The sequence below is a fragment of the Bacillus sp. LSHTCR4 genome, assembly GCF_057197025.1.
Map to the genome: position 1 here is coordinate 1,827,488 of NZ_JBXUNO010000001.1, position 20,175 is coordinate 1,847,662.

The following is a 20,175-nucleotide window of genomic DNA, read 5'->3' on the forward strand; positions in this document are numbered from 1 at the left end:
TCTGCTTGTATTGCTTTTTCTTCTTTTTTTGACTTTGGTTCTTTATTTTCTTTCTCTGCTTGTATTGCTTTTTCTTCTTTTTTTGACTTTGGTTCTTTACTTTCTTTCTCTGCTTGTATTGCCTTCACCGTACGTTCTGGTCCTTTACCTTCTTTCTCTACTTGTATTGCTTTCTCTTTTTTCTCTGACTCTGTTTGTTTACTTTTCTTATTTTCTCTTATTTCATGAGATTTCTCTAGAGCAATCAGTATTTCCCCTTTGTAAACTTTGTTCCATATTTTCTTACCAACCCATGGATTTTTCATCACCATCCCCCCACTAATGAAACTCATAAAAATATATTTTTGTACGCGACCATTTCATTATTATATATGTTTTATAAAACTAAAAAAAACATTGTCTTTTTATCAAAGACAATGCTTTTTTAGTTTTACACTTGTACTTGTTGCACTTGTAAAACTTTCACAGTAAGATCCAGTACAATTTTCTCACGAAGAGTCTCAAATGATTCGTTTAATTCTGTTGGACAAGGAGAGAAGTCTAATTCAAAAAATTGAGCGCTAACTAATTCGCAATATGGTTGTTCGTTATAAAAAACAGTATTTTCAAAGAAGTATTTGTCTAAACGTGGTAAGTCACCATTTTTAGGATTAATAAAGTGAGATGTAGTATCTGAGGAAGAAGCTACTATTGCTAGTGATAGAAAATCAGTTTCTGTCAAATCTGCAAAACCAGAAAATGGAACATTTGCGATGCGATCAAATAGTACTGAATTACATCCACTACCTGCATATTCAATGTTTTTACGAATATATCCTTGTACAAATAACTTTGCTCTTGTAACTCGGCGGTAATTTGTACCTGGTACTGGAGTGAATGCTACTGGAACTAACTTACACTGTGTTAAAAATACGTTTTTTAACACACGTTTAATTTCGGATGCTGCAGGTGCTAATGGAACATCTGATTCTACAACAATTTGAATTGTTCTTTCGGCTAATACCACCGGAATTTTTACAATCGGTGCTCCTGGTGTAAGAATTGGTGCTGCTGCCTCATCACTTAATGGTGTTTGGGTTTGTCCTACTACCTGACATGGTACATTAATTGGACATTGTTCACTCATAATATATAATCTCCTTTATAAAAAAAAATTAGAGTTTTTCAACTCTCTATACTGTATATGTACTTTTTCTATTAATGCGTGGGTTTGTATCATAGTCACTTTTATCATTTGCGAAATAAGAGATTCATTTCCCCTTGATAGTTAAAAACACATAAATTAATAAAAGGAGCCTATACTGATATCTACCTATATAAAATAGAATTTCTCGACTTTTTTCTGTTAGAGCTAATAGGTGTTCCAAAATTAATTTTTCAAGAGTCTTTTATTCCATCTAACAAAGGATAATATTCAATAAGAACCATTTACCGACTTTTTAATATCCACAAAATAGAAGATCACGACTAATTTATCTTTTTATAAAAAATAAAAACGGACTAAAAAAGCCAGTTTTTGCACTCAATATATTATAAAATATTCTTATTATTGAACTAATCATTTTATTTTCTAATGTTTTGATAGAGTTTTTAAAAACTCTATCAAAACATTCTAGTCATCTGTCTTTCCCTTTAAACTCTTTACTTTGTACACATCTTACACTCTCTGCCCATTCATCTATTATCCACAAAATAAGTATCATACGCCTTATCAAAAACATATCCTAGTTTTTCAGCTAGTTTTGCAGATGTAGTATTCGCTGCATCCCAGTTTGGATATATCCCTTTTTCTAAACAGTCCAAGATTAGTGCTGCACTAACTATAGTCGCCAATCCTTTTCTTCTATAATTGTGATCAGTCGCAACTTCAATTTCAATGCCATCATCATAAATGCTATATGATGATGCACCGCATACAACTTCTCCTTTATACAAAATACAATACCCTATACCTCGGTTTATATAATCTTCTACTGATTGAAATTGACTTGTAAAATCTTTAGAGACTTTATGTAATGTAGGGTTATTTACAATATGTTCATCTATTCTTCTTAACTCGTATCCTTTTGGAAGCGCTGATATAAGAGATTGTAATTTTGAACGATCAAAAACTTCTGCATTACGTTTAAATTTATAGCGTAAAAACTTATCTATTTTTCTTTTGTAAAATGTTTCTAAAAGCTTTTTCCATTCTACACTATTTACGATGACTAACATTCTATCAGGAATGTTTCGAAGCAATTCTTCTGTTTCTTTCACCTTTGAATCCCCAGCGTAAAATGTAAAGATCCCTACCGTAATTTGCGCTACTGTTGGATTTTCAAGATCATTTACCCAAGCGGTACCCATATGTCCTTGTAAATAAGAAAGTAAAACAACGTTATTGAAATCTTCGAACATAGTAACTAATTTTTCTCTTGTATGTATATTCGCTTCATATATCATTTACATTCCTGCTTTCTTTAGAATTAATGTACTTCTACTCTTTTCTACATATAAGCAAACGTCTACTACATTCCATATAATTATAAATTATTCATAAATATAAAATTATTATAACATTTAATCAAAAAGTAAATGACTTTCTAGTGTATAGGTTTACAGATAATATACTTAATAATAATTCGCAATCTATAATCTTTTATTATGTAAAACCCTTAACATTAGTTTAAGGGTTCATTTAAAAATATATGTTATAACTCATTCTTATAAACAAATGATTCTGTTCCTCCGTTTTTATATACTTTAGTCACTTTAACAACTGATGTGTACGTATTATCGTCATTCGATATTATCTTTTTCATCTCTTCTATTTCAGCATTACCAGTTCCACTCTCTATCCTCAAACAATTCGAAATGTTGAGGTATCCACTCGATGCGAAAAGAATAATAAACGTAAGATCAGGGAAATTAATGAACAGTATTCCAAACTTTAAAGGATTCGTAGCCGTATCAGATAATACTAGTCGGAAACTTAATAATTCAGGCACTTGAACAAAATCTTTAGAAACAATTGCTTCACCTATTATAGTAATTTGTTTTACTACATTTCCCATCTCATCTATAAACTCAGTACAACTAGGCGCATCAATTGTTTTTGCTTGAAGTGATAAATTCAATTCTGAATTGTGAAAGTCAAAAAAGAGTGTGCTTCCCTCTGTTAAACATTGCGGACAAACGTTTCCAAGTAGACTGAAATCCTCTTCAATAAATTTGACTTTCGTTTTACAACTACAAACTTTTCCTATTCGAATTGCATCAATCTTAGAGCAATCTACAAAAATAACCTCATCGTCCTCTTGTACGAAGGATACGACACCATTCTTCTTATTAAATGAAAGAAAATAAGATACAACAATTTCATTTCCGGCAATTACAATACTCTCAACTTTTGTAAAAGGCTCTAGACTTCGCAAAAATTCACAAATACTATTTTGGCAACATCGATCATTTCGTTTCGGCTCACAACCCACTTACACTCCATCCCTTCTCTATATGTTTTATCTCATACACATAATATGAGCGGGATATGAGAAAAGCTTGGACAATATAACTTTAACGTAGGAATATATTTGCCTACTTATCGCATTAAAAATGAGTACTAACACATAAATTTCCCTATAAATACATATAACAATTTCATCTTTCATGAAAAAAACGTTATAATGAAGTGTAGCCTCTACGATTACGTTATAAAGGAGATTAAAACAATGGCTAAAATTAAAGTATACCAAGCAAAAGAAGAAAATATGGAAGCAGTAAAAAACATCATTGATGTTGAAGAACAAAATCCAACTGCTGAAAACTTACAAAATCTATACGCATGTGTATTAGATACTGAAGATATGGCATTGCCTGAATCATACATTGAAGAAGATATCTTAATTGATTCTATTGAAGTTATGGTTAACGCTTCTCAAAGCAAAATAAGAGACTTAGGTGCTTACGATGTAATCGAAGTTCAAAACAAAGGTAAGAAAACACAAATTTTATTATTAGCAGACGAAGAATACGAAATCATCGAAGGCTAATCTAAATCCGTACATACGAAAAAGCTCCTTTCCAATTGGAAGGGAGCTTTTTCATTACGCTTTTGATGTTTCGCTCTTTTTATTCTTTTGTTGTTTTTTAATTACCATGCGCTCATTTCCCATAAAGAAAATAAATATGAATGCTAAACCAGCTGGTACCAATGCCCACATAAATGTTTGGACAATTGAGCTAGAAAGAGCATCAATAATTTTATCTAATATTTGCGGTGGAATTTGAGATCTTGCCGATTCTGATAAAATAGCTCTTGAATCTCCTAAAGTGTTTGTATTCATTCCCCCGTTCATACCTTTAAATGCTTCTTCTAATTGATCTTGGAAACCTGTTCTTTGGATCATTCCGAAGATTGTAATACCAAGCGTCATGCCTAATGAACGAATGAAGTTACTCGTTGAAGTCGCAGACCCTCGCTGTTCCATACCAAAGTTGTGGATAGCCGCCATACTTAGTACAGAGAATGAGAAACCAACTCCAAATCCAATAATAATCATATACACTGTTAATAATACACGACTTGTTTCTGGCGTTAATGTGCTTAATAAGAATAGTCCAATTAGCATAATAACAGCAGAAATAATCATAATGTTTCGGTAACTAAGCTTCGTTGTTAAAAACCCACCTAATTGCGCTGTTACAACTGATCCTAACATCATCGGTAATAGTAATAACCCTGAGTTTGTTGCGGTACCTCCGTATACACCTTGAATGAATAACGGAATGTATACAGTTGCTGACATAAACGCAGCACCATAACATAAAGCAATAATGGTACTCATTCCGAATAAGCGCTGCTTAAACATCTCAAATGATATGATTGGCTCTTCTACTTTTCGTTCAATAAAAATAAATGCAATAATTAAAATAGCGAATCCACCAAATAAAATTAAAATAAAGCTAGAATCCCAATCATATTTTTGTCCGCCAAGTTCAAGTGCAAACATTAAAGAAACTACTGCACCAACTAAAGTAATTGCGCCGAACCAATCAATTTTTTGTTTTCTATGAACTCGTGATTCTTTATAAAAGAATGTAATAAAAATAAGTGCTAAAATGCCAAGAGGTAAGTTAATGTAAAATACCCAGTGCCAACTAATATAATCTGTAATATATGCGCCAAGTAATGGCCCGAAAATACTTGATAATCCAAATACTGCTCCGAATAATCCACCCATTTTCCCGCGCTTTTCAGGAGGGAAAATATCAAAAACAATAGTAAATGCAATCGGTACTAATGCCCCGCCGCCAATACCTTGAATCGCACGATAAATACCTAACTGTGTAATGTTTTCAGCAGTACCACAAAGTGCCGAACCAATCATAAAGACGATTAAACCAAAAATAAAGAATCTCTTTCTTCCATACATATCTGATAGTTTACCGAAAATCGGCATACCTGCCATTTCTGCGACCATATAGGCAGAAACGACCCATACAAAGTTTTCAAGACCTCCTAAGTCACCAACGATCGTTCCCATCGCTGTTACGACAATGGTATTATCCATTGATGCCATTAAAATACCTAGCAATAAGCCCGCCACAATAAAGCCGAGCTTATTATTCTTCTCAACCATAACCTTGCTCTCCCTCATACTACTTATATTTGTTTATGTTCTTTTACGACTGTATTACCCTTTTGATTAAAACTAGTATGATATTCTACAACACTAATTTCACAGCCAGGGCCAATTGTAACGTTGTTTCCTCTCACTACGTCAGCAATCGTATGTTCTAAATAAATATCATCTCCTTCAACAATTGAAGTTTGGAGGTTTCCAACATGACTAATAAAAGGAAGAAATCTCGCTTTTTTACGAATCGTAATTTTTTTACCACCAATTTCTCTTACCTTACTCCCTTCATAACGAAGTGAGATTTGAATATTTTCAGAATTAAGTAATCCATCACTTTCAAGACCACCCGTTAGTGATAATTCCTCTACTTCAATATCTCCTTTCACATTTAAAGCACCTTTTACATCGACGAAATCACCTGAAAACTTCCCTGCAATATCTATCATACCTCTAACTTTTGTTTTTTCAATATGTGCATCACCATGCATTTGTGTATTACCGTATACTTTTACATATTCTGCATCTACATTTCCTTGTACTTCACTATCGCCATACACAACATAATTTTTCACTTTCATATTACCGCGTACATCACTCGTGCCGTATGTTTTAAATTCATTACAACTCATATCATTAGAAATCGTTCCTTCGCCGCGTATCTTCACTTTATTATAATCCCCGCCTGCTGAACTGCCAGAACCATTGACAGTAAGACTATGTGGATTTTCCATATTACTTTCTCCCTCCCATTAAACCTGCTTAATTTCTTTTACATTTGCGCTTTTATCAACAGTAAGAACGCCCGTATATTCAATGAGTTCAATCTCACAGTTCGGTCCCACTGTAACATTGTTTCCTCTTACCGTTCTTATGTGAGCATAATCAATATCGATATTGTCACCTTCTAATAGTTCAGCCTCTAACTGCATACCAAATACTGATTTAAACAGTCTACTAAAAGTACTTAGTCTATGTTTTACTTTAATCGTTTGACCGCCAATTTCTTTCGCTCGACATGTACCGTGAATATTAATATTTATTTCATCGGCGCTTAATAATCCGCCAATTGTAAATTGTCCTTCTGAAGAAAAAGTATCCACTTCACAATTACCGTCAATTGTTGCTTGACCATTAACTTTAAATTCTTCACCTGTGACATTTCCACCTATCGTACCTTTTCCTGCAATTTTCAAGCTGTTTGCCTTTACATTTTGCGTAATTGTAGCTTTTCCATCAATTCGCATCGTTTCAGCATGAACTGTGCCATCGACTTTACCAGATCCGCTAATTCGTGCACTGTTACTTTTCAAATCGCCAGTAACTGCTCCGTAACCGTTACATTCAAATTGCTCACATTCAACATTTCCATTCACAGTTCCTTTTCCGTTTAATTGCACTTTATGAAACTCGCCGCCATTCGATGAACCGTAACCATTTATAATCAAATTATCTGTACGCATACTTTCTCCTCCACTACAACAATTTAGTTTTTAATGCTTCGGTATATTTCATAATCGCTTCGCGTAAAACGATTTTGGTGCCTTTTTCAAAAATTAAGTCGTCCACGTTTGAAACTAAGAAACATGTAGAAATCCCTAACTTTCGGACAATGATTAAGTCACATGTTTTATGTTTAATCGCTTCATAATTTTCACTTAAAACTTGCAAGATCATTTTTCCTTCTTCTAAACTAATCTCTCCCGATTGTAGTAATTCTTCTAACATGTACACATAAAGAATATCTACAAATTGAAACTCTGTTGTTTTATTCGTTTGTTCTATAAAAAATTGTAAAACTGGTTCTGATGCAATCCCTTTACGTAAAACGTCTTCCCTTGTTAAAAGAATTTCTCTCACACTCGGTGAAAACATATTTGCTAGTTCATCAAGTGATAGATCCTCTTTCATCGTTTGGATTTTATCAATTCGCTCTAAAATCTTTTCTTTCGGAAAAAATGTCTCCTGACCCGTGAATGTAGACTTTCGTACAAACCAATCTTCCGGTATTAAATTTTTTCTTTTCCACCTATATAATTGTCCGTATGAAATACCAGTAAGTTCTAATAAATCTTTTTTTGAAATTAAATCTGTACTCAACTGTATAACACTCCTTCCTGATAACAATGTAACATAACACTGTTACGTTGTAAATGGACTTTTATCACAAGTAGCGTAACAATGTGTAAAACAAACCTATTTTACATATAAAAAAGGCCCTTACACATCTCATGAAAATGCATAAGAACCTTTATATATCAAGGTTTAAACCATATTTTATAAAAATCAATCCACCCTTGTGAATTAATCATTATATTTTGTACTTTTTCATGAGAAGTTACTTGTTGTTTGTTACGGTATAAAGGAATAACTTGAATTTGACGTAACAATGTCTCCTCAATATCGCGTAACAGTGTAACTCTTTTCTCTACTTGTTCTTGTTTAAAATAAGGGGACAATAATTTATGAAAATCCACGCTGCTTTGCCCATGAATAAAACTGTTTTTTGTAAGAAACATATATAACAAACTATCTTCTATTCGTTCGCTAATTGTTGCGCTATCATGCATCATATCAGCCTTTTGTATCGTACTAATTTCTAAAAGATCTTCTATTTCAAGAAAATTAGTTTCTACACGAATCCCGTACTTCGCACACTCTTTTTGTATCCATTGTGCATCTTCAACGTGATCTCGTCCTGTAAATGTGTATAGTTGTAGCACTTCACTATGATACGTACTCCTTTTAATTAAACTTTCGATATCTTCGTCAATATCTACTATACTTTCATTTGCTAATATTAGTTTCTTTGCCACTTCTCCACGTTCTCCGCCGAGTTCTTGAACGATTTTATCACCATGAATAATTTTGTATAGCGCTTTTCGAAACAGCTCATCTTGCATTGGCCCTTTTTTTACAAGATTACACGTTACATATGTCACATTCGATTCAAGCCGTGAAAGTTCTTTATTAAGATTTTCTTTATCTTTATACTGTGCCTTTACTAATACGTCATATGTATTTACATTTTGCTCTACATTCAATAGTTCAATTCGATCAAGAAAAGGTCTTTCACGATAATATAAATCATGTACTTCTAATGCAAATAAATGTGTATTCTTCTCTTGTAATATAAAAGGTCCTGTACCTATGAAGTTTCCCGCTTCATCTTCCTTTACGATAGAACATTGTTCTGCACTTAGCATATGTAAAAACATCCTATTTTCCGTATGCAATTGAATTTCAACAACAAATTCATCCACTGCACGGAAACTTTCAACATGTTGTAACATCCATGCATGTGGGTTGTTTTCAGCTTTCATAAATCGATTCAATGAATGTATAACATGATGTGCAGTAAGGCGTTTTCCATTATGAAGACGAACGCCTTTTCGTAAATAAAAAGTCCATACCTTTTCAGCATCATTATATTCCCATTGAAAAGCAAGCCTTGGTTCTATAGAATTTGTTTCCTCATTTACATATACGAGTGTATCAAAAAGATGTTTAACCATATGACATTCTGAGCGCATCGTAGCGTAAACCGGATCTAAAGCGATGTCCAGGTTCATTTGTACTTGCAAACGAAGTACGTCTTTTCTTCCTTCAGGTGTCCGTTCTATTTGATGACCAAATATGGAATCTACCCAAACTTCATACTCTTTCTTTATTGATGGAAACTGTGAGCTGTAGCGTTCTATAAATGAGATTCCACTTTTCACATCTCCTTTTTTCGTTAATTCTTTTCCTCTTTCTAAAATTAGTGGAATTGGTTGCTTTTGAAATATTAATTTAGAACGATTCCCTCTCCCGCGACCTGGAAACCAAGTGATCCAATGTAACTCTTCTAATTTTTTTATAATTAATTTACTATTACGCTCTGTACAAAATAATGTTTCTGCTATCATTTGTACGGTTACTTCTAATCGTTCTCCTTCTCGTCTTCCTTTACCGTAGACACACCATAGTTCAATATATTGATCTAAAATAAACATCATACTCCCCCTAAAAGGTGAAAAATACCCCCTTTTATTTCTACCCTTTTTCTCTTTCTCCTTTCATCTTATCATTTCAATATAGAAAGGAGGAATTAATATTGACCAATCTCTTACTACGTTATAATAAACCCATTATTATTAGACTGTGCGGCGAACTATTAACCCGAACGACTGAATCTATGTTAGCTCTCATTATGATTATTTACGTTAATAAAATGTTAAACGGTAATATAATAATAACTATGCTCATTTTTGGACTACAACCTCTCTCAGACATTGTATTCACACTTATTGCCGGAGGAGTGACTGATAAATATGGGCGAAAGAAAATCATGTTACTCGGTTTATTACTGCAAGGCGTTGCAATTGGAAGCTTCATCTTTGCTCAAACTGTTTTTATATTTGCATTGTTATACGTCATAAATGGGGTGGGCCGTTCCTTATATATTCCCGCTCAACGTGCACAAATTGCTGATTTAACAAAACAAAAACAGCAAGCAGAAATTTTTGCTCTTTTGCATACGATGGCTGCCATTGGTTCCGTAATCGGTCCAATAATTGGTGCTATCTTTTATCGTACTCACCCTGAATATTTATTTATTATGCAAAGCATTACACTTATGGTATATGCATTTGTTGTATGGACGCAGCTTCCAGAAACTGCTCCAGTACTTACAACGCCAAAGCAAAAACTTGAATTATCATCTCCAAAACAATTTGTACGCAAACATTACGCCGTTTTAGGACTTATGATTACTACACTTCCTATTAGCTTTTTCTATGCACAAACTGAGACAAATTATCGCATTTTCGCCAAACATATATTTCCGGATTTCATATTCATACTTGCTTTTATGTCAACATGCAAGGCTATTATGGAAATCATTCTACAAATTTTCCTCGTAAAATGGTCTGAACGATTTTCCATGACAAAAATTATACTTATTTCTTACACCTGCTTTACAATAGCTGCAATTGGCTACGGGCTTTCAGCAACCATTTCATCACTATTTTTCACTTTACTTTTTTTAGTCATTGGCGAAAGCATTGCTTTCAACCATTTACTTCGATTCGTTTCAGAAATCGCTCCTACAGATAAACGTGGATTGTATTTTTCAATTTACGGCTTACACTGGGATGTATCTCGAACTTGCGGTCCTGTTATCGGTGCGGTTTTATTAAGTAAACTAAACGGTAGCATGTTATTTTATATTTGCGCTTGTTTCTTAATAGCTGGAGGCATTATTCAAGCACTGTTTATTCAAAATATCGAACGTAATAAAATGAAAAAAGACATTTCAGAGCATACTCCCCATGTTTTATAAGCTGCATTCCTCACCCTTTTAACAGTAAAAAGAAGGATGTCACAAAAGTCTCGATGACCTTTGTGACATCCTTTCTTTATTACCCTGCCATTTTATTAATACTATCCTCAGTTGAAAATACCGAAATATGATTTACCTTACCAGTCGATTTTGGAATAATGAATTTTAACTCAAACTGATTGTTTACTTTATATACATATATTTTATCTTCACCATTTCCTTTAACTGAAGTTGGTTTTCCTAATGCTTTTTCTATTTCTTGTAATGTAATTGATTTTAGTTCTGCATGATAGGAGCGTACATCAAAAACTTGTGATCCTTTATTAAAACCGAAGGAAACATTTTTATTTGTAAAGGTAGCATACATTCCATTTCCTGCTTGTTCCGTTTTATCTGCTTTCCCCCACGCTTTTTCTATTTCTTCAATATCTCCTGTATGCGCTGCAAACGGAACGTTAGGTACTTTTCCTTCTTTCGATAGTTCAAACAATTCTTTAACGTGATTAATTGATTTTTGATTGATTACTGTATCTTTCGTGCTTGGATCTGGCTTTGGTTTTGTTGATCCTTCATTATTTGATTTTTCATCAGGCTCTTTCTTTTCTTCAGAAGTATTATTCTGTTCATTTTTACTATTTTCCGTTGTTGGATCTGTTTCCTTTTTTTCGTCCGTTCCTTTACATGCTACTAATGCAAAAATGCATGTAAAAGCGAGAAATAACATACCTATCTTTACATACACTCTCATACATTTCAGCCCCCTATCAAATCCTGTTCATTTCGATAACCAATCCATTACACTACTTTTCAAATTTTGATTGCTCCAAAAAGTCAGTGCCTCACTCTCTCCAAAAGCTTGTACAATATATGTTACAAAAGCTGTTCCTAAAAAGTAACCGAGTCGGTTATATCCGAAATAGTTTCCTCCTGATAAACGGAACCATTCTTTCTCTTTTTCGAACGTCCATCCTTCTATATAATCTGCCAAAAAACATTTCTTTATATGTTCTTCATTTTCTATATAGCATTGTAACCAACGTTCACCATCATTATCATAGGAGTAATATACTGATTCATTTAAACCTTTCACAATTTTCTTTGATAAATAAGTTGCAATACCTTCACGATACAAAGTAACTGCCGCGTCGGTCCATTCAGCTTTTCTCCAATCCATTCCATCATTTTGTAACATAACATTATGATATATATGTCCTATTTCGTGAGCGACAATAACGCGAAGATGATTTGAATCTGGAGATAATTTTTCTGCCGCAAAAAATATATCTCCAATAATCTCCCTTTCTACAAATGCATTAGAGCCAAAAGCTCCAACAAATAAATGAAATTTCATATTTACATCAAAGTTAAATTTGTTATCATATTCATTCGTTATCTCTTGAATAATGTTTGGTAATAATTCTGCAATGATACGAATATCTTCTATTTTTGTGGGATATAGGTTAATGGCATTAGAGAGACGTTCTTTCGTTTTAGGACAATGATACTTAAAATATTCTTCAAATATCTCTGGATGTGAAGTGAAGTATTGATTAAGGACTGTTAATTCTACGTCGGTACCTTCCCATAATTTTAAAAAACTTGGAATTGTATTATTTATCATTTTTCCCATCTCCTTAATATATCCCTTCTCTCTATTTACACTGCAATCCTTCCTTAAACGTAGAAAAAGCAACAAAGGAGGATAAATCTTCTTTGTTGCTTTCTCTATTTAATCAAACCACCTATCATCATCAGAAATCCAATTTGTATATTTTGCTTTAGAAAATGAAAAAAGCTGCCCAAAAGGACAGCTTTACATATGTATTTTTACACTTCGATTGACTTACCATCTTCAACAATATGATAAAGTAAGTGAGCTAAATGATGAATTGGACCATACTCTTCCTCTTCTTCATCAGTTTCACCTTGGAATTCAAGATCATTTAAGTATAGTGCTAAAAATTGATAGTATAGTTTTAAATCAAATCCGTAGCACGCAGTTGGCTCTTCATGATCTCCTTCATATTGTAACATTAAGTATTGATCATTTCCTTCTGCATCTTCTGCATCAAAGAATACGAAGAATCCAACATTTGTATCTAAATCAAATAGATGACGAGTGCCTTTTTCTGTTGCTTTATTGAAGTCCTCTTCACTTAATTTATGTACTGTTGTCGCTTTAGCATTATCTTCTTGATGAAAATTTACTGTAAATGTTTTCAATGCTGACACCTCCTGATTGTATAATACTAGCATAACATATAAAAAGGACTGCTTACAAATGTAAACAGTCCTTACATTTATTTTCGCATTGCTCGCAATAAGAAACTTACGATGAAGATTAAAATAATCGCACCAATTAAAGCTGGAATAATTGCATATCCGCCGATTACTGGGCCGAAACTACCAAGTAATTTCCCACCAATCCAAGAACCAATAATACCAGCAATGATATTACCAATTACACCGCCTGGTACATCCCTACCAGTAATTAAGCTAGCAAGCCACCCTAATATACCACCAACGATTAAAGACCAAATCATATGATAACCTCCTTTATATTTCACCAATCAAAATATAATTAGAAACAATTGCTTACCATTAGTTATGTTACATTTTTCATAAGTTATTCATGGAGCACAACTGTGTTTTTTTGTAAAAACAATACATATTAATTAACTTTTTAGACTAACGATTTATGCAGCTTGAGATATTACACTTATTATGGACAATCGGGCTTCAATATTGTCCGCATAAACTCTTCTTTAAATGCAGGATAGTTAAAACCAACCGCAATTCTTTGTATTGGCCGATCATCAAACCTTGTCGGCTCAGCTATTTTTCTAAAGTCAGCCACACTTTGTCCTCTTGTTACATCATTTGTCGTACTAATCCAAACTGCAGATTTTTTATATTCAAAAATATCATCATTTATAAATGAAATGAATGGAAGTAAATCGTGAATCGGACTTCCAGCAATACCCGGGTATTCTTTTTTATAAAAGTTCTCATAATAAAAATCAATCATTGGTTTAATAAGCTTTGCCTGCCCTGTTCCTTCTCTATTAATAATATCCACCATTTCAGGAGTAATTAGGGCTTTTTGCGTTACATTTAACGGATAAATAGTCGCATTCTTCGCGTACTTCATCACAATATTTGCGGCAATTGGATCTCCATAAAAATTCGCTTCTGATACAGGAGTAACATTACCAGGAAATAAAAAAGCACCGCCCATAATATAATACGAGCATACTTTATCCATGACGTTTGGATATAATAAAAATAATGTTGCCAACGTTGTTAATCGCCCTGTCGCTACGATAATAATATCTTTCGGACAAGGTTCAATTAATTTAATTAATTCACAAAAATTTTCGCGTTTACAAATCCTCATATCAGGTGGAATAATTGGACCTAAACCGTGCTCCCCATGAATTTCAGGAAAGAATAAAGGTTCTTCAGCTGTCATCGGTCTTGCTGCACCCTCAATAATTTTTACTTCTGTAGCATAGTATCTTTCTAAAAAGTACACATTTTCCGTTACGATTTCTCGCGATACATTTCCATATTCAGCAACAATACCTATAATATCTAATTTACATGTTTTATTTGCATAAATTAACGCCACAGCATCGTCAATACCAAAGTCTCCAAAAAAGATGATTTTCTTATTAACTATCCTCACCCCTCTTCAGCATACTCTACTATTATTAGTATGTAAAAAAGACAAGGCTGTGAAACGATGCAAACTAAAAAAGCCGCCTATTTATTGGCGACTTCAATCTTTTTATAAGATAAATATGCTAGTACATTTTTACTTGAATCGTATTTTGGATTATTGCCTTTTCTTGGTTCTCTCGTATGTGTTTTTTCAAATCCAGGAATATCAGGCATTTTCTCCATAAATTCAAGCATTTCTTCTTCAGTTCCTTCAATACGTACGCGAATCATTATTACTTTTCCTCTATTCTCATTTTCTCAGTACTAAGTATATCGTACTTTGAAAAGACTTCAAGAAATTTATCTTTTTAATGTCGCACTTTTTTTACATATAAACAATGCCATTTCAGTATAAAACGATATAATTTTATTATTTTCATATTGAATGTTAAAGAATTCTTGCATTTCAAGTGATGTTTTCATCATACATTCTGTTAATTTCACACGTTTCTGCAAAGGTACATCCATCATATCGCACCACCAATCAAATTCAAATTTCTTGTCAAAAGTAAGACACGACTGCATTTGCAAACTATTTCTTTCTAATAAGGTAATCCATTCTGTTTTTTTCAACGCTCGTTCATGACTCGGATCCCGCTTTTTTTCTATAAAATTATAAAACGTATCAAATTCATTATTTTCCGGTGAAACATTATCTATTAAAATAAACAATCCGTTATCTTCTAACGTCCGATTTACTTCATAAATAAACTGAGCTGGATTCGTAAAATGATGTGCTGCAATTCGGCATGTTATCACATCAAAAGAACGATCAGAAAACGGTAAATCTTCAGCATTTCCAGCGACAAAAGATACATTTTCATGTCCATTACTTATAATAAAGTTTTTCGCATTCTCTAACATTTTTTCTGTTAAGTCTAAGGCGACTACTTCTTGAAACAATGGAGCTAATACATTCGCAACATGTCCTCCGCCAGTAGCAATATCAAGAAGACGATTATTATGACGAGACTCAACTTGTTGAACTACATATTGTAAATCCGGTCCTTTAGCATGAATTTTACTTTTTACATACTTCTCCGCATTATTACCAAACTGTTGTTTCACAAGCTCTTCTTTACTCATTTTATCATCTTCTTTCTATTGTTATTTACATATAGAATTCATGTAATAATTAAAGTTCTCTTTATGTATTTTCAAATCCTCTTTTCAGCTCACTTCTTATCATGCTGTCCTATCATCAACATAAAATCGATTTTCCGTTTACATATAAAACAAAAAAGGCTACGGGAACTTGTCCCCTAACCTGACTAAATATCAATTACATTTTTACTTTTTCATATACATCTATATAATATAAATCCTCTTTCAACTTCATAATCACATCTACTTCGTTATAAGTAGCCTCACGAGCATGTAAACCAAATTGATCCATGCCAATCCATATCCATCCAGGTGTATGATATAGAACATCTATGTTAAAGCAAGCTCCGTTTTAATAAATTTATCTTTATTAGCGATTTGTTTATTTATTAAACCATATTCTTTTCCATTTTCCAATAGCGATATAATATTCCCTACAATCGGATGTTCACGGACTATAAAGTGATATTCCTTTTCCTCCACATTCGCCACAATCAAACGAGAATCAGATAAATCAGCCCCTAAATTTGACATCTTTATTTATTCACCTCCTTTATGAGTTTCACAAACATCATAACAAATGAATATTCAAATGAAATTAATATAATGTAAAAAATAAAAAAGCTGACTTCCCTTTAGAAATCAGCCTTTATAGTTTGATCATCTGTATACTTTTACAAACTATTATAATGTTTCTTTTTCCTCATCATTTCCGGAAGCTAAATTGCCAATAGCATCTGCTGTTACTTCCACCACAAATTCACAAATACCTGCTACTACTTCTCCAATCACTTCATCCATCTTTTTACCCCCTTATTTTATGTAACCTATTTGTAGTATAGAAGAGATTGGTTATTTTTAACTATCGGAAAACGTGACAACAACATTACAGTTTTGTAAGCTTTTTTATTTTGTTTAGCTTCTATCCTTTGAAACTTCAAGTATGATTCATATGCATATAGGTCATCATAATATTAAGTACATACTAATTTTGCTAGAGGAGGCGTGTAAAATTTACTACGTAAAATTAATTAAAGGTCAATCCTTCTATGCTTTTGATCATCGTTTCTTAATGTCTGAAGAAGAAGAGGTTTCCGAGAAAGTTTATAATTACTTGCGTCGTAATGAATTTTTCGAAGTACGTAAAGAAGAATATTCTGCTTAATTACAAAAAGCATCAAGAAAAACCTCACTTTATTGTGATATTTTCTTGATGCTTTTTTATGAATTACTCCTTTTCAACACTTATTGTCGACTCTATTAAAATATTCTATTATTTGTCCAAGCTATTTCATTGCCATTTTCATATTTTAGTATATGAGGAGGTGACGAATATGACTCATATCATTGATTACCAAGCTACTCAACCTATAAGTAAAACGGGTGAAACCACTTTTGCAATCCCAGCTTCTCCAAATAAAGCAATTCTAGCAAATTTGAAAGTAAGAATTTCAAGTAGAGATTCACGTAATAATCGCGTAGAATTAATCGCTACAATTGGTGTAGAAGGTATAACTGGGACTTCACAAGTTTTATTCCGAATTTTCCGTGATAACATTGAAATTTTTAATGCACAAGTAGGTATTGAATCTACAGATTCTGAACAATTCTACGTACAAACATTTCAAGCTATAGATCAAAACGTTAGCAGTGGATCACACGAATATTCATTAACTGTAGAAAACCTTACTAGTGGTGCAAGCGCAGAAGTTGTTGGTCCTCTATCTTTTAGCGCTTTAGCTATTGGACAAGAGCGTAAATGCTGCTAAGTGAATCTAATGTTTAATTTTGCTATTGAGAAAAGCGAGACGTAATTATACGTTCTTGCTTTTTTATTTTTGCGATATTTACCCCTACTTTCAGTTCGTTTTCAATCATCTCGTATTTACATTTTGATGTGCTTATTTTATCAATTAACGAATCGTTTTTTTGACAAATCAAAAAAATTGAAATCCACTCATGAAACACGTAATATAGACTCTGACTCTAAAAAAGTTCGTTATAAATTATACATAAAATAAGGAGGTTTTATATACGAGTTTTTCATTTTAAAAGACGGAGAGGTTTTATATTATGTGGCGTAATAAAAATGTTTGGATTGTTTTAATTGGGGAGTTTATTGCTGGTTTAGGGTTATGGCTTGGTATTCTTGGCAATCTAGAATTTATGCAAAAATATGTCCCTTCTGATTTCATGAAATCAGTTATATTATTTATTGGACTATTAGCAGGTGTTCTAGTAGGGCCTATGGCTGGTCGCATTATTGATCAGTATGAAAAGAAAAAAGTTCTTCTTTATGCCGGGTTCGGTCGTGTTATTAGTGTTATTTTTATGTTTTTCGCTATCCAATTTGAAAGTATCGCCTTTATGATTGCATTTATGGTTGCTCTTCAAATTTCAGCAGCATTTTATTTCCCTGCATTACAATCTGTAATCCCACTTATCGTAAGTGAGCATGAGTTATTACAGATGAACGGCGTACATATGAATGTAGGTACAATCGCTCGTATTGCAGGTACTTCACTAGGTGGCATTCTTTTAGTTGTAATGAGTTTACAGTATATGTATGCCTTCTCAATGGCAGCGTACGCTTTATTATTCCTCTCAACTTTCTTCCTTCAATTCGAAGATAAGAAATCAACAACACCAAGCAAACAAGCTGCAAAAGATAATAGCTTTATGGAAGTATTTCGTATTTTAAAAGGAATTCCGATTGCTTTCACAGCACTTATATTAAGTATTATCCCTCTATTATTTATAGCTGGATTTAATTTAATGGTAATTAACATTAGCGAAATGCAACATGATCCAACGATTAAAGGATTTATATATACCATTGAAGGTATCGCATTTATGTTAGGTGCCTTCGTTATTAAACGTTTATCTGATCATTTCAAACCTGAAAAGTTACTATATTTCTTCGCAGTTTGTACCGCTTTTGCACATCTATCATTGTTCTTTAGCGATATAAAATGGATGTCTCTTACATCATTTGGTTTATTTGGTTTTAGTGTCGGTTGCTTCTTCCCTATTATGTCGACAATTTTCCAAACGAAAGTGGAAAAAAGTTATCACGGCCGTCTATTCTCATTCCGTAATATGTTTGAGAGAGTGATGTTCCAAATCGTTTTACTCGGTACTGGTTTCTTCTTAGATACGATTGGATTGCAATATATGGTTCTAATCTTCGGAGTTATTTCATTATTAATTATTTTTATATCGCTATCTAAACAGAAACAGTATGAAAAACAACCGTCGCAATCTGCGAATTTATAACATAATCAAAGAAGCATGGATTTAGTAGAATTAGACTAATCCATGCTTCTTTATTATATACAACCTTATTTATTACGTTTATTAAAATTATTAAAAGGCGTGAACACTCTCACCTTCGAATACATTATATAAAATATTATCCATAACAAGGCGGTGTAGAAATGTCTGATGGTATGCAATTATTTATTACCTTTATTTTTGTAATAGTAATGTTTAGCATCCTAAACTTTTTAGCCATTTTCCTTTCTAAGCATAACTTTAAAAGAAGAATTGTTGCAGGTTCCATATTTTCACTACTAACTCCCATAGTCTTTTTGACTACCGCAGCATTCGCATCTATATTTGATACAGCTGGATTTGAAGCAGGTACATTAGCCTTTATTGTTGCCATTGTATATATTTTAAATGGAATAGTGATCCTACTTTCCTCTTTATTTTCCCTCAAAAGAAACATAACATAGACTATAGTACTCGGCATGAATCTGACTGTACACTAGATTCATTCTTTTTCAATTCCTTCTAAATTTTTATATGAAATTAAATAATTCTTTATAAAAATTTAAACTTTATTTATTACAATATTCCTATCGTATTCGCACGTTTATTGAAAGTAAAAAGAAAGGAGTACAAAATGAAAAAGGTTCTATTACTTATTCCATTATTCATTATACTACTCAGTGGATGTAGCAATAATGACATATACGGTACTTGGGAAGTCGTTGACAACAAAAATGGTCTTTGTCCTGTATCGTATAAATTTGAAACAGTTGTAAAAGAAGAAAAGAAAGAAAAAATCATTCAAAATTTAGTAGAGATGCAAACAACAAAGAAAAAAGAAGATTTATATAAAGGTTCATTTGTAAAAGATTCAAATGTATATCACATTGATTATGGTAACTCATTTACATCGGATCAAACTTTAAAAGTTGTCGATGACAAATTAAATGTATACTTTTATGCAGTGGAAAGATTATGTACATATAAAAAGAAATGATTACTCTTCATTTAAAACGCAGAAAATATTTTCTGCGTTATTTTTATTTTACAAAACCTCCCCAAAAACATTTCCCTCTTTTAAATTTTTAAATTTATATGTAGTATTATATAATAACAATATTTTAATGTGAGGTG

General features: G+C 32.7%; 22 protein-coding genes and 2 pseudogenes. 7 read left to right on the plus strand and 17 right to left on the minus strand.

The window, feature by feature from the left end; genetic code table 11:
• The 4 genes and pseudogenes from AC2CGR_RS09430 to AC2CGR_RS09445 all read right to left on the minus strand — a co-directional run.
• Positions 1 to 305, minus strand: a pseudogene (locus tag AC2CGR_RS09430) (BC_2427 family protein); the annotation flags it as partial.
• A 125-nt stretch (positions 306 to 430) separates the two neighbouring features.
• Positions 431 to 1,126: a CsxC family protein gene (locus tag AC2CGR_RS09435; RefSeq protein WP_001295002.1), complete on the minus strand. Its 696-nt coding sequence runs from the start codon at positions 1,124 to 1,126 to the stop codon at positions 431 to 433.
• Between the two features lie 548 nt (positions 1,127 to 1,674).
• The gene (locus AC2CGR_RS09440; protein ID WP_131102404.1) at positions 1,675 to 2,445 is read right to left on the minus strand and encodes a GNAT family N-acetyltransferase; all 771 of its coding nucleotides are present in this window, start codon (positions 2,443 to 2,445) and stop codon (positions 1,675 to 1,677) included.
• 248 nt (positions 2,446 to 2,693) lie between these two features.
• Positions 2,694 to 3,473: a BC_2878 family exosporium-associated protein gene (locus tag AC2CGR_RS09445; protein ID WP_000501713.1), complete on the minus strand. Its 780-nt coding sequence runs from the start codon at positions 3,471 to 3,473 to the stop codon at positions 2,694 to 2,696.
• Between the two features lie 237 nt (positions 3,474 to 3,710).
• On the opposite strand from AC2CGR_RS09445, the gene AC2CGR_RS09450 reads away from it, so the two are divergent.
• Positions 3,711 to 4,031: a hypothetical protein gene (locus AC2CGR_RS09450; protein WP_001062732.1), complete on the plus strand. Its 321-nt coding sequence runs from the start codon at positions 3,711 to 3,713 to the stop codon at positions 4,029 to 4,031.
• Positions 4,032 to 4,085: 54 nt separating this feature from the next.
• On the opposite strand, the gene AC2CGR_RS09455 is transcribed toward AC2CGR_RS09450, so the two are convergent.
• The 5 genes from AC2CGR_RS09455 to AC2CGR_RS09475 form a co-directional block, all read right to left on the minus strand.
• The gene (locus AC2CGR_RS09455) at positions 4,086 to 5,621 is read right to left on the minus strand and encodes an MDR family MFS transporter (RefSeq protein WP_071728895.1); all 1,536 of its coding nucleotides are present in this window, start codon (positions 5,619 to 5,621) and stop codon (positions 4,086 to 4,088) included.
• 23 nt (positions 5,622 to 5,644) lie between these two features.
• A complete protein-coding gene (locus AC2CGR_RS09460) occupies positions 5,645 to 6,352 on the minus strand; it encodes a cytoplasmic protein (RefSeq protein WP_270185060.1) in 708 nt (235 codons plus the stop codon).
• A gap of 18 nt (positions 6,353 to 6,370) precedes the next feature.
• A complete protein-coding gene (locus tag AC2CGR_RS09465; protein WP_087964432.1) occupies positions 6,371 to 7,081 on the minus strand; it encodes a bactofilin family protein in 711 nt (236 codons plus the stop codon).
• A gap of 13 nt (positions 7,082 to 7,094) precedes the next feature.
• Positions 7,095 to 7,718, minus strand: coding sequence for a YhbD family protein (locus AC2CGR_RS09470; protein WP_087964433.1), 624 nt, complete (start codon positions 7,716 to 7,718; stop codon positions 7,095 to 7,097).
• A gap of 158 nt (positions 7,719 to 7,876) precedes the next feature.
• Positions 7,877 to 9,613, minus strand: coding sequence for an ABC transporter substrate-binding protein (locus AC2CGR_RS09475; protein ID WP_484480770.1), 1,737 nt, complete (start codon positions 9,611 to 9,613; stop codon positions 7,877 to 7,879).
• A 101-nt stretch (positions 9,614 to 9,714) separates the two neighbouring features.
• Between AC2CGR_RS09475 and AC2CGR_RS09480 the strand changes: the two genes are divergently transcribed.
• The gene (locus AC2CGR_RS09480; protein ID WP_087964435.1) at positions 9,715 to 10,941 is read left to right on the plus strand and encodes an MDR family MFS transporter; all 1,227 of its coding nucleotides are present in this window, start codon (positions 9,715 to 9,717) and stop codon (positions 10,939 to 10,941) included.
• Between the two features lie 79 nt (positions 10,942 to 11,020).
• Here the strand turns inward: AC2CGR_RS09480 and AC2CGR_RS09485 are convergent, their stop codons facing one another.
• The 8 genes and pseudogenes from AC2CGR_RS09485 to AC2CGR_RS09520 all read right to left on the minus strand — a co-directional run bounded on the left by AC2CGR_RS09485 (position 11,021) and on the right by AC2CGR_RS09520 (position 16,302).
• Positions 11,021 to 11,689, minus strand: a complete 669-nt coding sequence (locus tag AC2CGR_RS09485) for a YjgB family protein (protein ID WP_087964436.1) — start codon at positions 11,687 to 11,689, stop codon at positions 11,021 to 11,023.
• A 27-nt stretch (positions 11,690 to 11,716) separates the two neighbouring features.
• Positions 11,717 to 12,562 carry a DUF5700 domain-containing putative Zn-dependent protease gene (locus AC2CGR_RS09490; RefSeq protein WP_087964437.1) on the minus strand — a complete coding sequence of 282 codons (846 nt, stop codon included), beginning with the start codon at positions 12,560 to 12,562 and terminating at the stop codon, positions 11,717 to 11,719.
• Positions 12,563 to 12,768: 206 nt separating this feature from the next.
• Entirely contained in the window at positions 12,769 to 13,164 is a 396-nt protein-coding gene (locus tag AC2CGR_RS09495; protein ID WP_000847587.1) for a hypothetical protein, read from the minus strand.
• A 77-nt stretch (positions 13,165 to 13,241) separates the two neighbouring features.
• The gene (locus AC2CGR_RS09500; protein WP_000638307.1) at positions 13,242 to 13,484 is read right to left on the minus strand and encodes a GlsB/YeaQ/YmgE family stress response membrane protein; all 243 of its coding nucleotides are present in this window, start codon (positions 13,482 to 13,484) and stop codon (positions 13,242 to 13,244) included.
• 179 nt (positions 13,485 to 13,663) lie between these two features.
• The gene (locus AC2CGR_RS09505) at positions 13,664 to 14,629 is read right to left on the minus strand and encodes a nucleoside hydrolase (RefSeq protein WP_270185058.1); all 966 of its coding nucleotides are present in this window, start codon (positions 14,627 to 14,629) and stop codon (positions 13,664 to 13,666) included.
• A 77-nt stretch (positions 14,630 to 14,706) separates the two neighbouring features.
• The gene (locus AC2CGR_RS09510) at positions 14,707 to 14,895 is read right to left on the minus strand and encodes a YvzF family protein (RefSeq protein WP_000621882.1); all 189 of its coding nucleotides are present in this window, start codon (positions 14,893 to 14,895) and stop codon (positions 14,707 to 14,709) included.
• A gap of 69 nt (positions 14,896 to 14,964) precedes the next feature.
• Positions 14,965 to 15,750, minus strand: coding sequence for a class I SAM-dependent methyltransferase (locus AC2CGR_RS09515; protein ID WP_087964439.1), 786 nt, complete (start codon positions 15,748 to 15,750; stop codon positions 14,965 to 14,967).
• Positions 15,751 to 15,946: 196 nt separating this feature from the next.
• Positions 15,947 to 16,302 (minus strand): annotated as a pseudogene (locus AC2CGR_RS09520) (hypothetical protein).
• A gap of 478 nt (positions 16,303 to 16,780) precedes the next feature.
• On the opposite strand from AC2CGR_RS09520, the gene AC2CGR_RS09525 reads away from it, so the two are divergent.
• From AC2CGR_RS09525 to AC2CGR_RS09545, 5 genes are all read left to right on the plus strand, one after another.
• Complete coding sequence (locus AC2CGR_RS09525; RefSeq protein ID WP_071680000.1) at positions 16,781 to 16,933, plus strand: YqbF domain-containing protein; 153 nt, start codon at positions 16,781 to 16,783, stop codon at positions 16,931 to 16,933.
• A gap of 169 nt (positions 16,934 to 17,102) precedes the next feature.
• Positions 17,103 to 17,537, plus strand: a complete 435-nt coding sequence (gene exsC, locus AC2CGR_RS09530; RefSeq protein WP_087964440.1) for an exosporium protein ExsC — start codon at positions 17,103 to 17,105, stop codon at positions 17,535 to 17,537.
• A 304-nt stretch (positions 17,538 to 17,841) separates the two neighbouring features.
• A complete protein-coding gene (locus AC2CGR_RS09535) occupies positions 17,842 to 19,044 on the plus strand; it encodes an MFS transporter (protein WP_087964441.1) in 1,203 nt (400 codons plus the stop codon).
• 161 nt (positions 19,045 to 19,205) lie between these two features.
• Complete coding sequence (locus tag AC2CGR_RS09540) at positions 19,206 to 19,505, plus strand: hypothetical protein (protein WP_087964442.1); 300 nt, start codon at positions 19,206 to 19,208, stop codon at positions 19,503 to 19,505.
• Between the two features lie 170 nt (positions 19,506 to 19,675).
• On the plus strand, positions 19,676 to 20,038 hold the full coding sequence (locus tag AC2CGR_RS09545; protein WP_087964443.1) for a hypothetical protein: 363 nt from the start codon (positions 19,676 to 19,678) through the stop codon (positions 20,036 to 20,038).
• The last annotated feature ends 137 nt before the right edge of the window (positions 20,039 to 20,175 follow it).

What these genes read in the sequence shown, in the direction of transcription:
- AC2CGR_RS09485 (WP_087964436.1), bottom strand. Translation starts at nt 11,689, where the DNA reads ATGAGAGTGTATGTAAAGATAGGTATGTTATTTCTCGCTTTTACATGC.
- AC2CGR_RS09465 (WP_087964432.1), bottom strand. Translation starts at nt 7,081, where the DNA reads ATGCGTACAGATAATTTGATTATAAATGGTTACGGTTCATCGAATGGC.
- AC2CGR_RS09500 (WP_000638307.1), bottom strand. Translation starts at nt 13,484, where the DNA reads ATGATTTGGTCTTTAATCGTTGGTGGTATATTAGGGTGGCTTGCTAGC.
- AC2CGR_RS09450 (WP_001062732.1), top strand. Translation starts at nt 3,711, where the DNA reads ATGGCTAAAATTAAAGTATACCAAGCAAAAGAAGAAAATATGGAAGCA.
- AC2CGR_RS09440 (WP_131102404.1), bottom strand. Translation starts at nt 2,445, where the DNA reads ATGATATATGAAGCGAATATACATACAAGAGAAAAATTAGTTACTATG.
- AC2CGR_RS09490 (WP_087964437.1), bottom strand. Translation starts at nt 12,562, where the DNA reads ATGATAAATAATACAATTCCAAGTTTTTTAAAATTATGGGAAGGTACC.
- AC2CGR_RS09460 (WP_270185060.1), bottom strand. Translation starts at nt 6,352, where the DNA reads ATGGAAAATCCACATAGTCTTACTGTCAATGGTTCTGGCAGTTCAGCA.
- AC2CGR_RS09435 (WP_001295002.1), bottom strand. Translation starts at nt 1,126, where the DNA reads ATGAGTGAACAATGTCCAATTAATGTACCATGTCAGGTAGTAGGACAA.
- AC2CGR_RS09455 (WP_071728895.1), bottom strand. Translation starts at nt 5,621, where the DNA reads ATGGTTGAGAAGAATAATAAGCTCGGCTTTATTGTGGCGGGCTTATTG.
- AC2CGR_RS09545 (WP_087964443.1), top strand. Translation starts at nt 19,676, where the DNA reads ATGAAAAAGGTTCTATTACTTATTCCATTATTCATTATACTACTCAGT.
- exsC (WP_087964440.1), top strand. Translation starts at nt 17,103, where the DNA reads ATGACTCATATCATTGATTACCAAGCTACTCAACCTATAAGTAAAACG.
- AC2CGR_RS09510 (WP_000621882.1), bottom strand. Translation starts at nt 14,895, where the DNA reads ATGATTCGCGTACGTATTGAAGGAACTGAAGAAGAAATGCTTGAATTT.
- AC2CGR_RS09515 (WP_087964439.1), bottom strand. Translation starts at nt 15,750, where the DNA reads ATGAGTAAAGAAGAGCTTGTGAAACAACAGTTTGGTAATAATGCGGAG.
- AC2CGR_RS09540 (WP_087964442.1), top strand. Translation starts at nt 19,206, where the DNA reads ATGTCTGATGGTATGCAATTATTTATTACCTTTATTTTTGTAATAGTA.
- AC2CGR_RS09535 (WP_087964441.1), top strand. Translation starts at nt 17,842, where the DNA reads ATGTGGCGTAATAAAAATGTTTGGATTGTTTTAATTGGGGAGTTTATT.
- AC2CGR_RS09475 (WP_484480770.1), bottom strand. Translation starts at nt 9,613, where the DNA reads ATGTTTATTTTAGATCAATATATTGAACTATGGTGTGTCTACGGTAAA.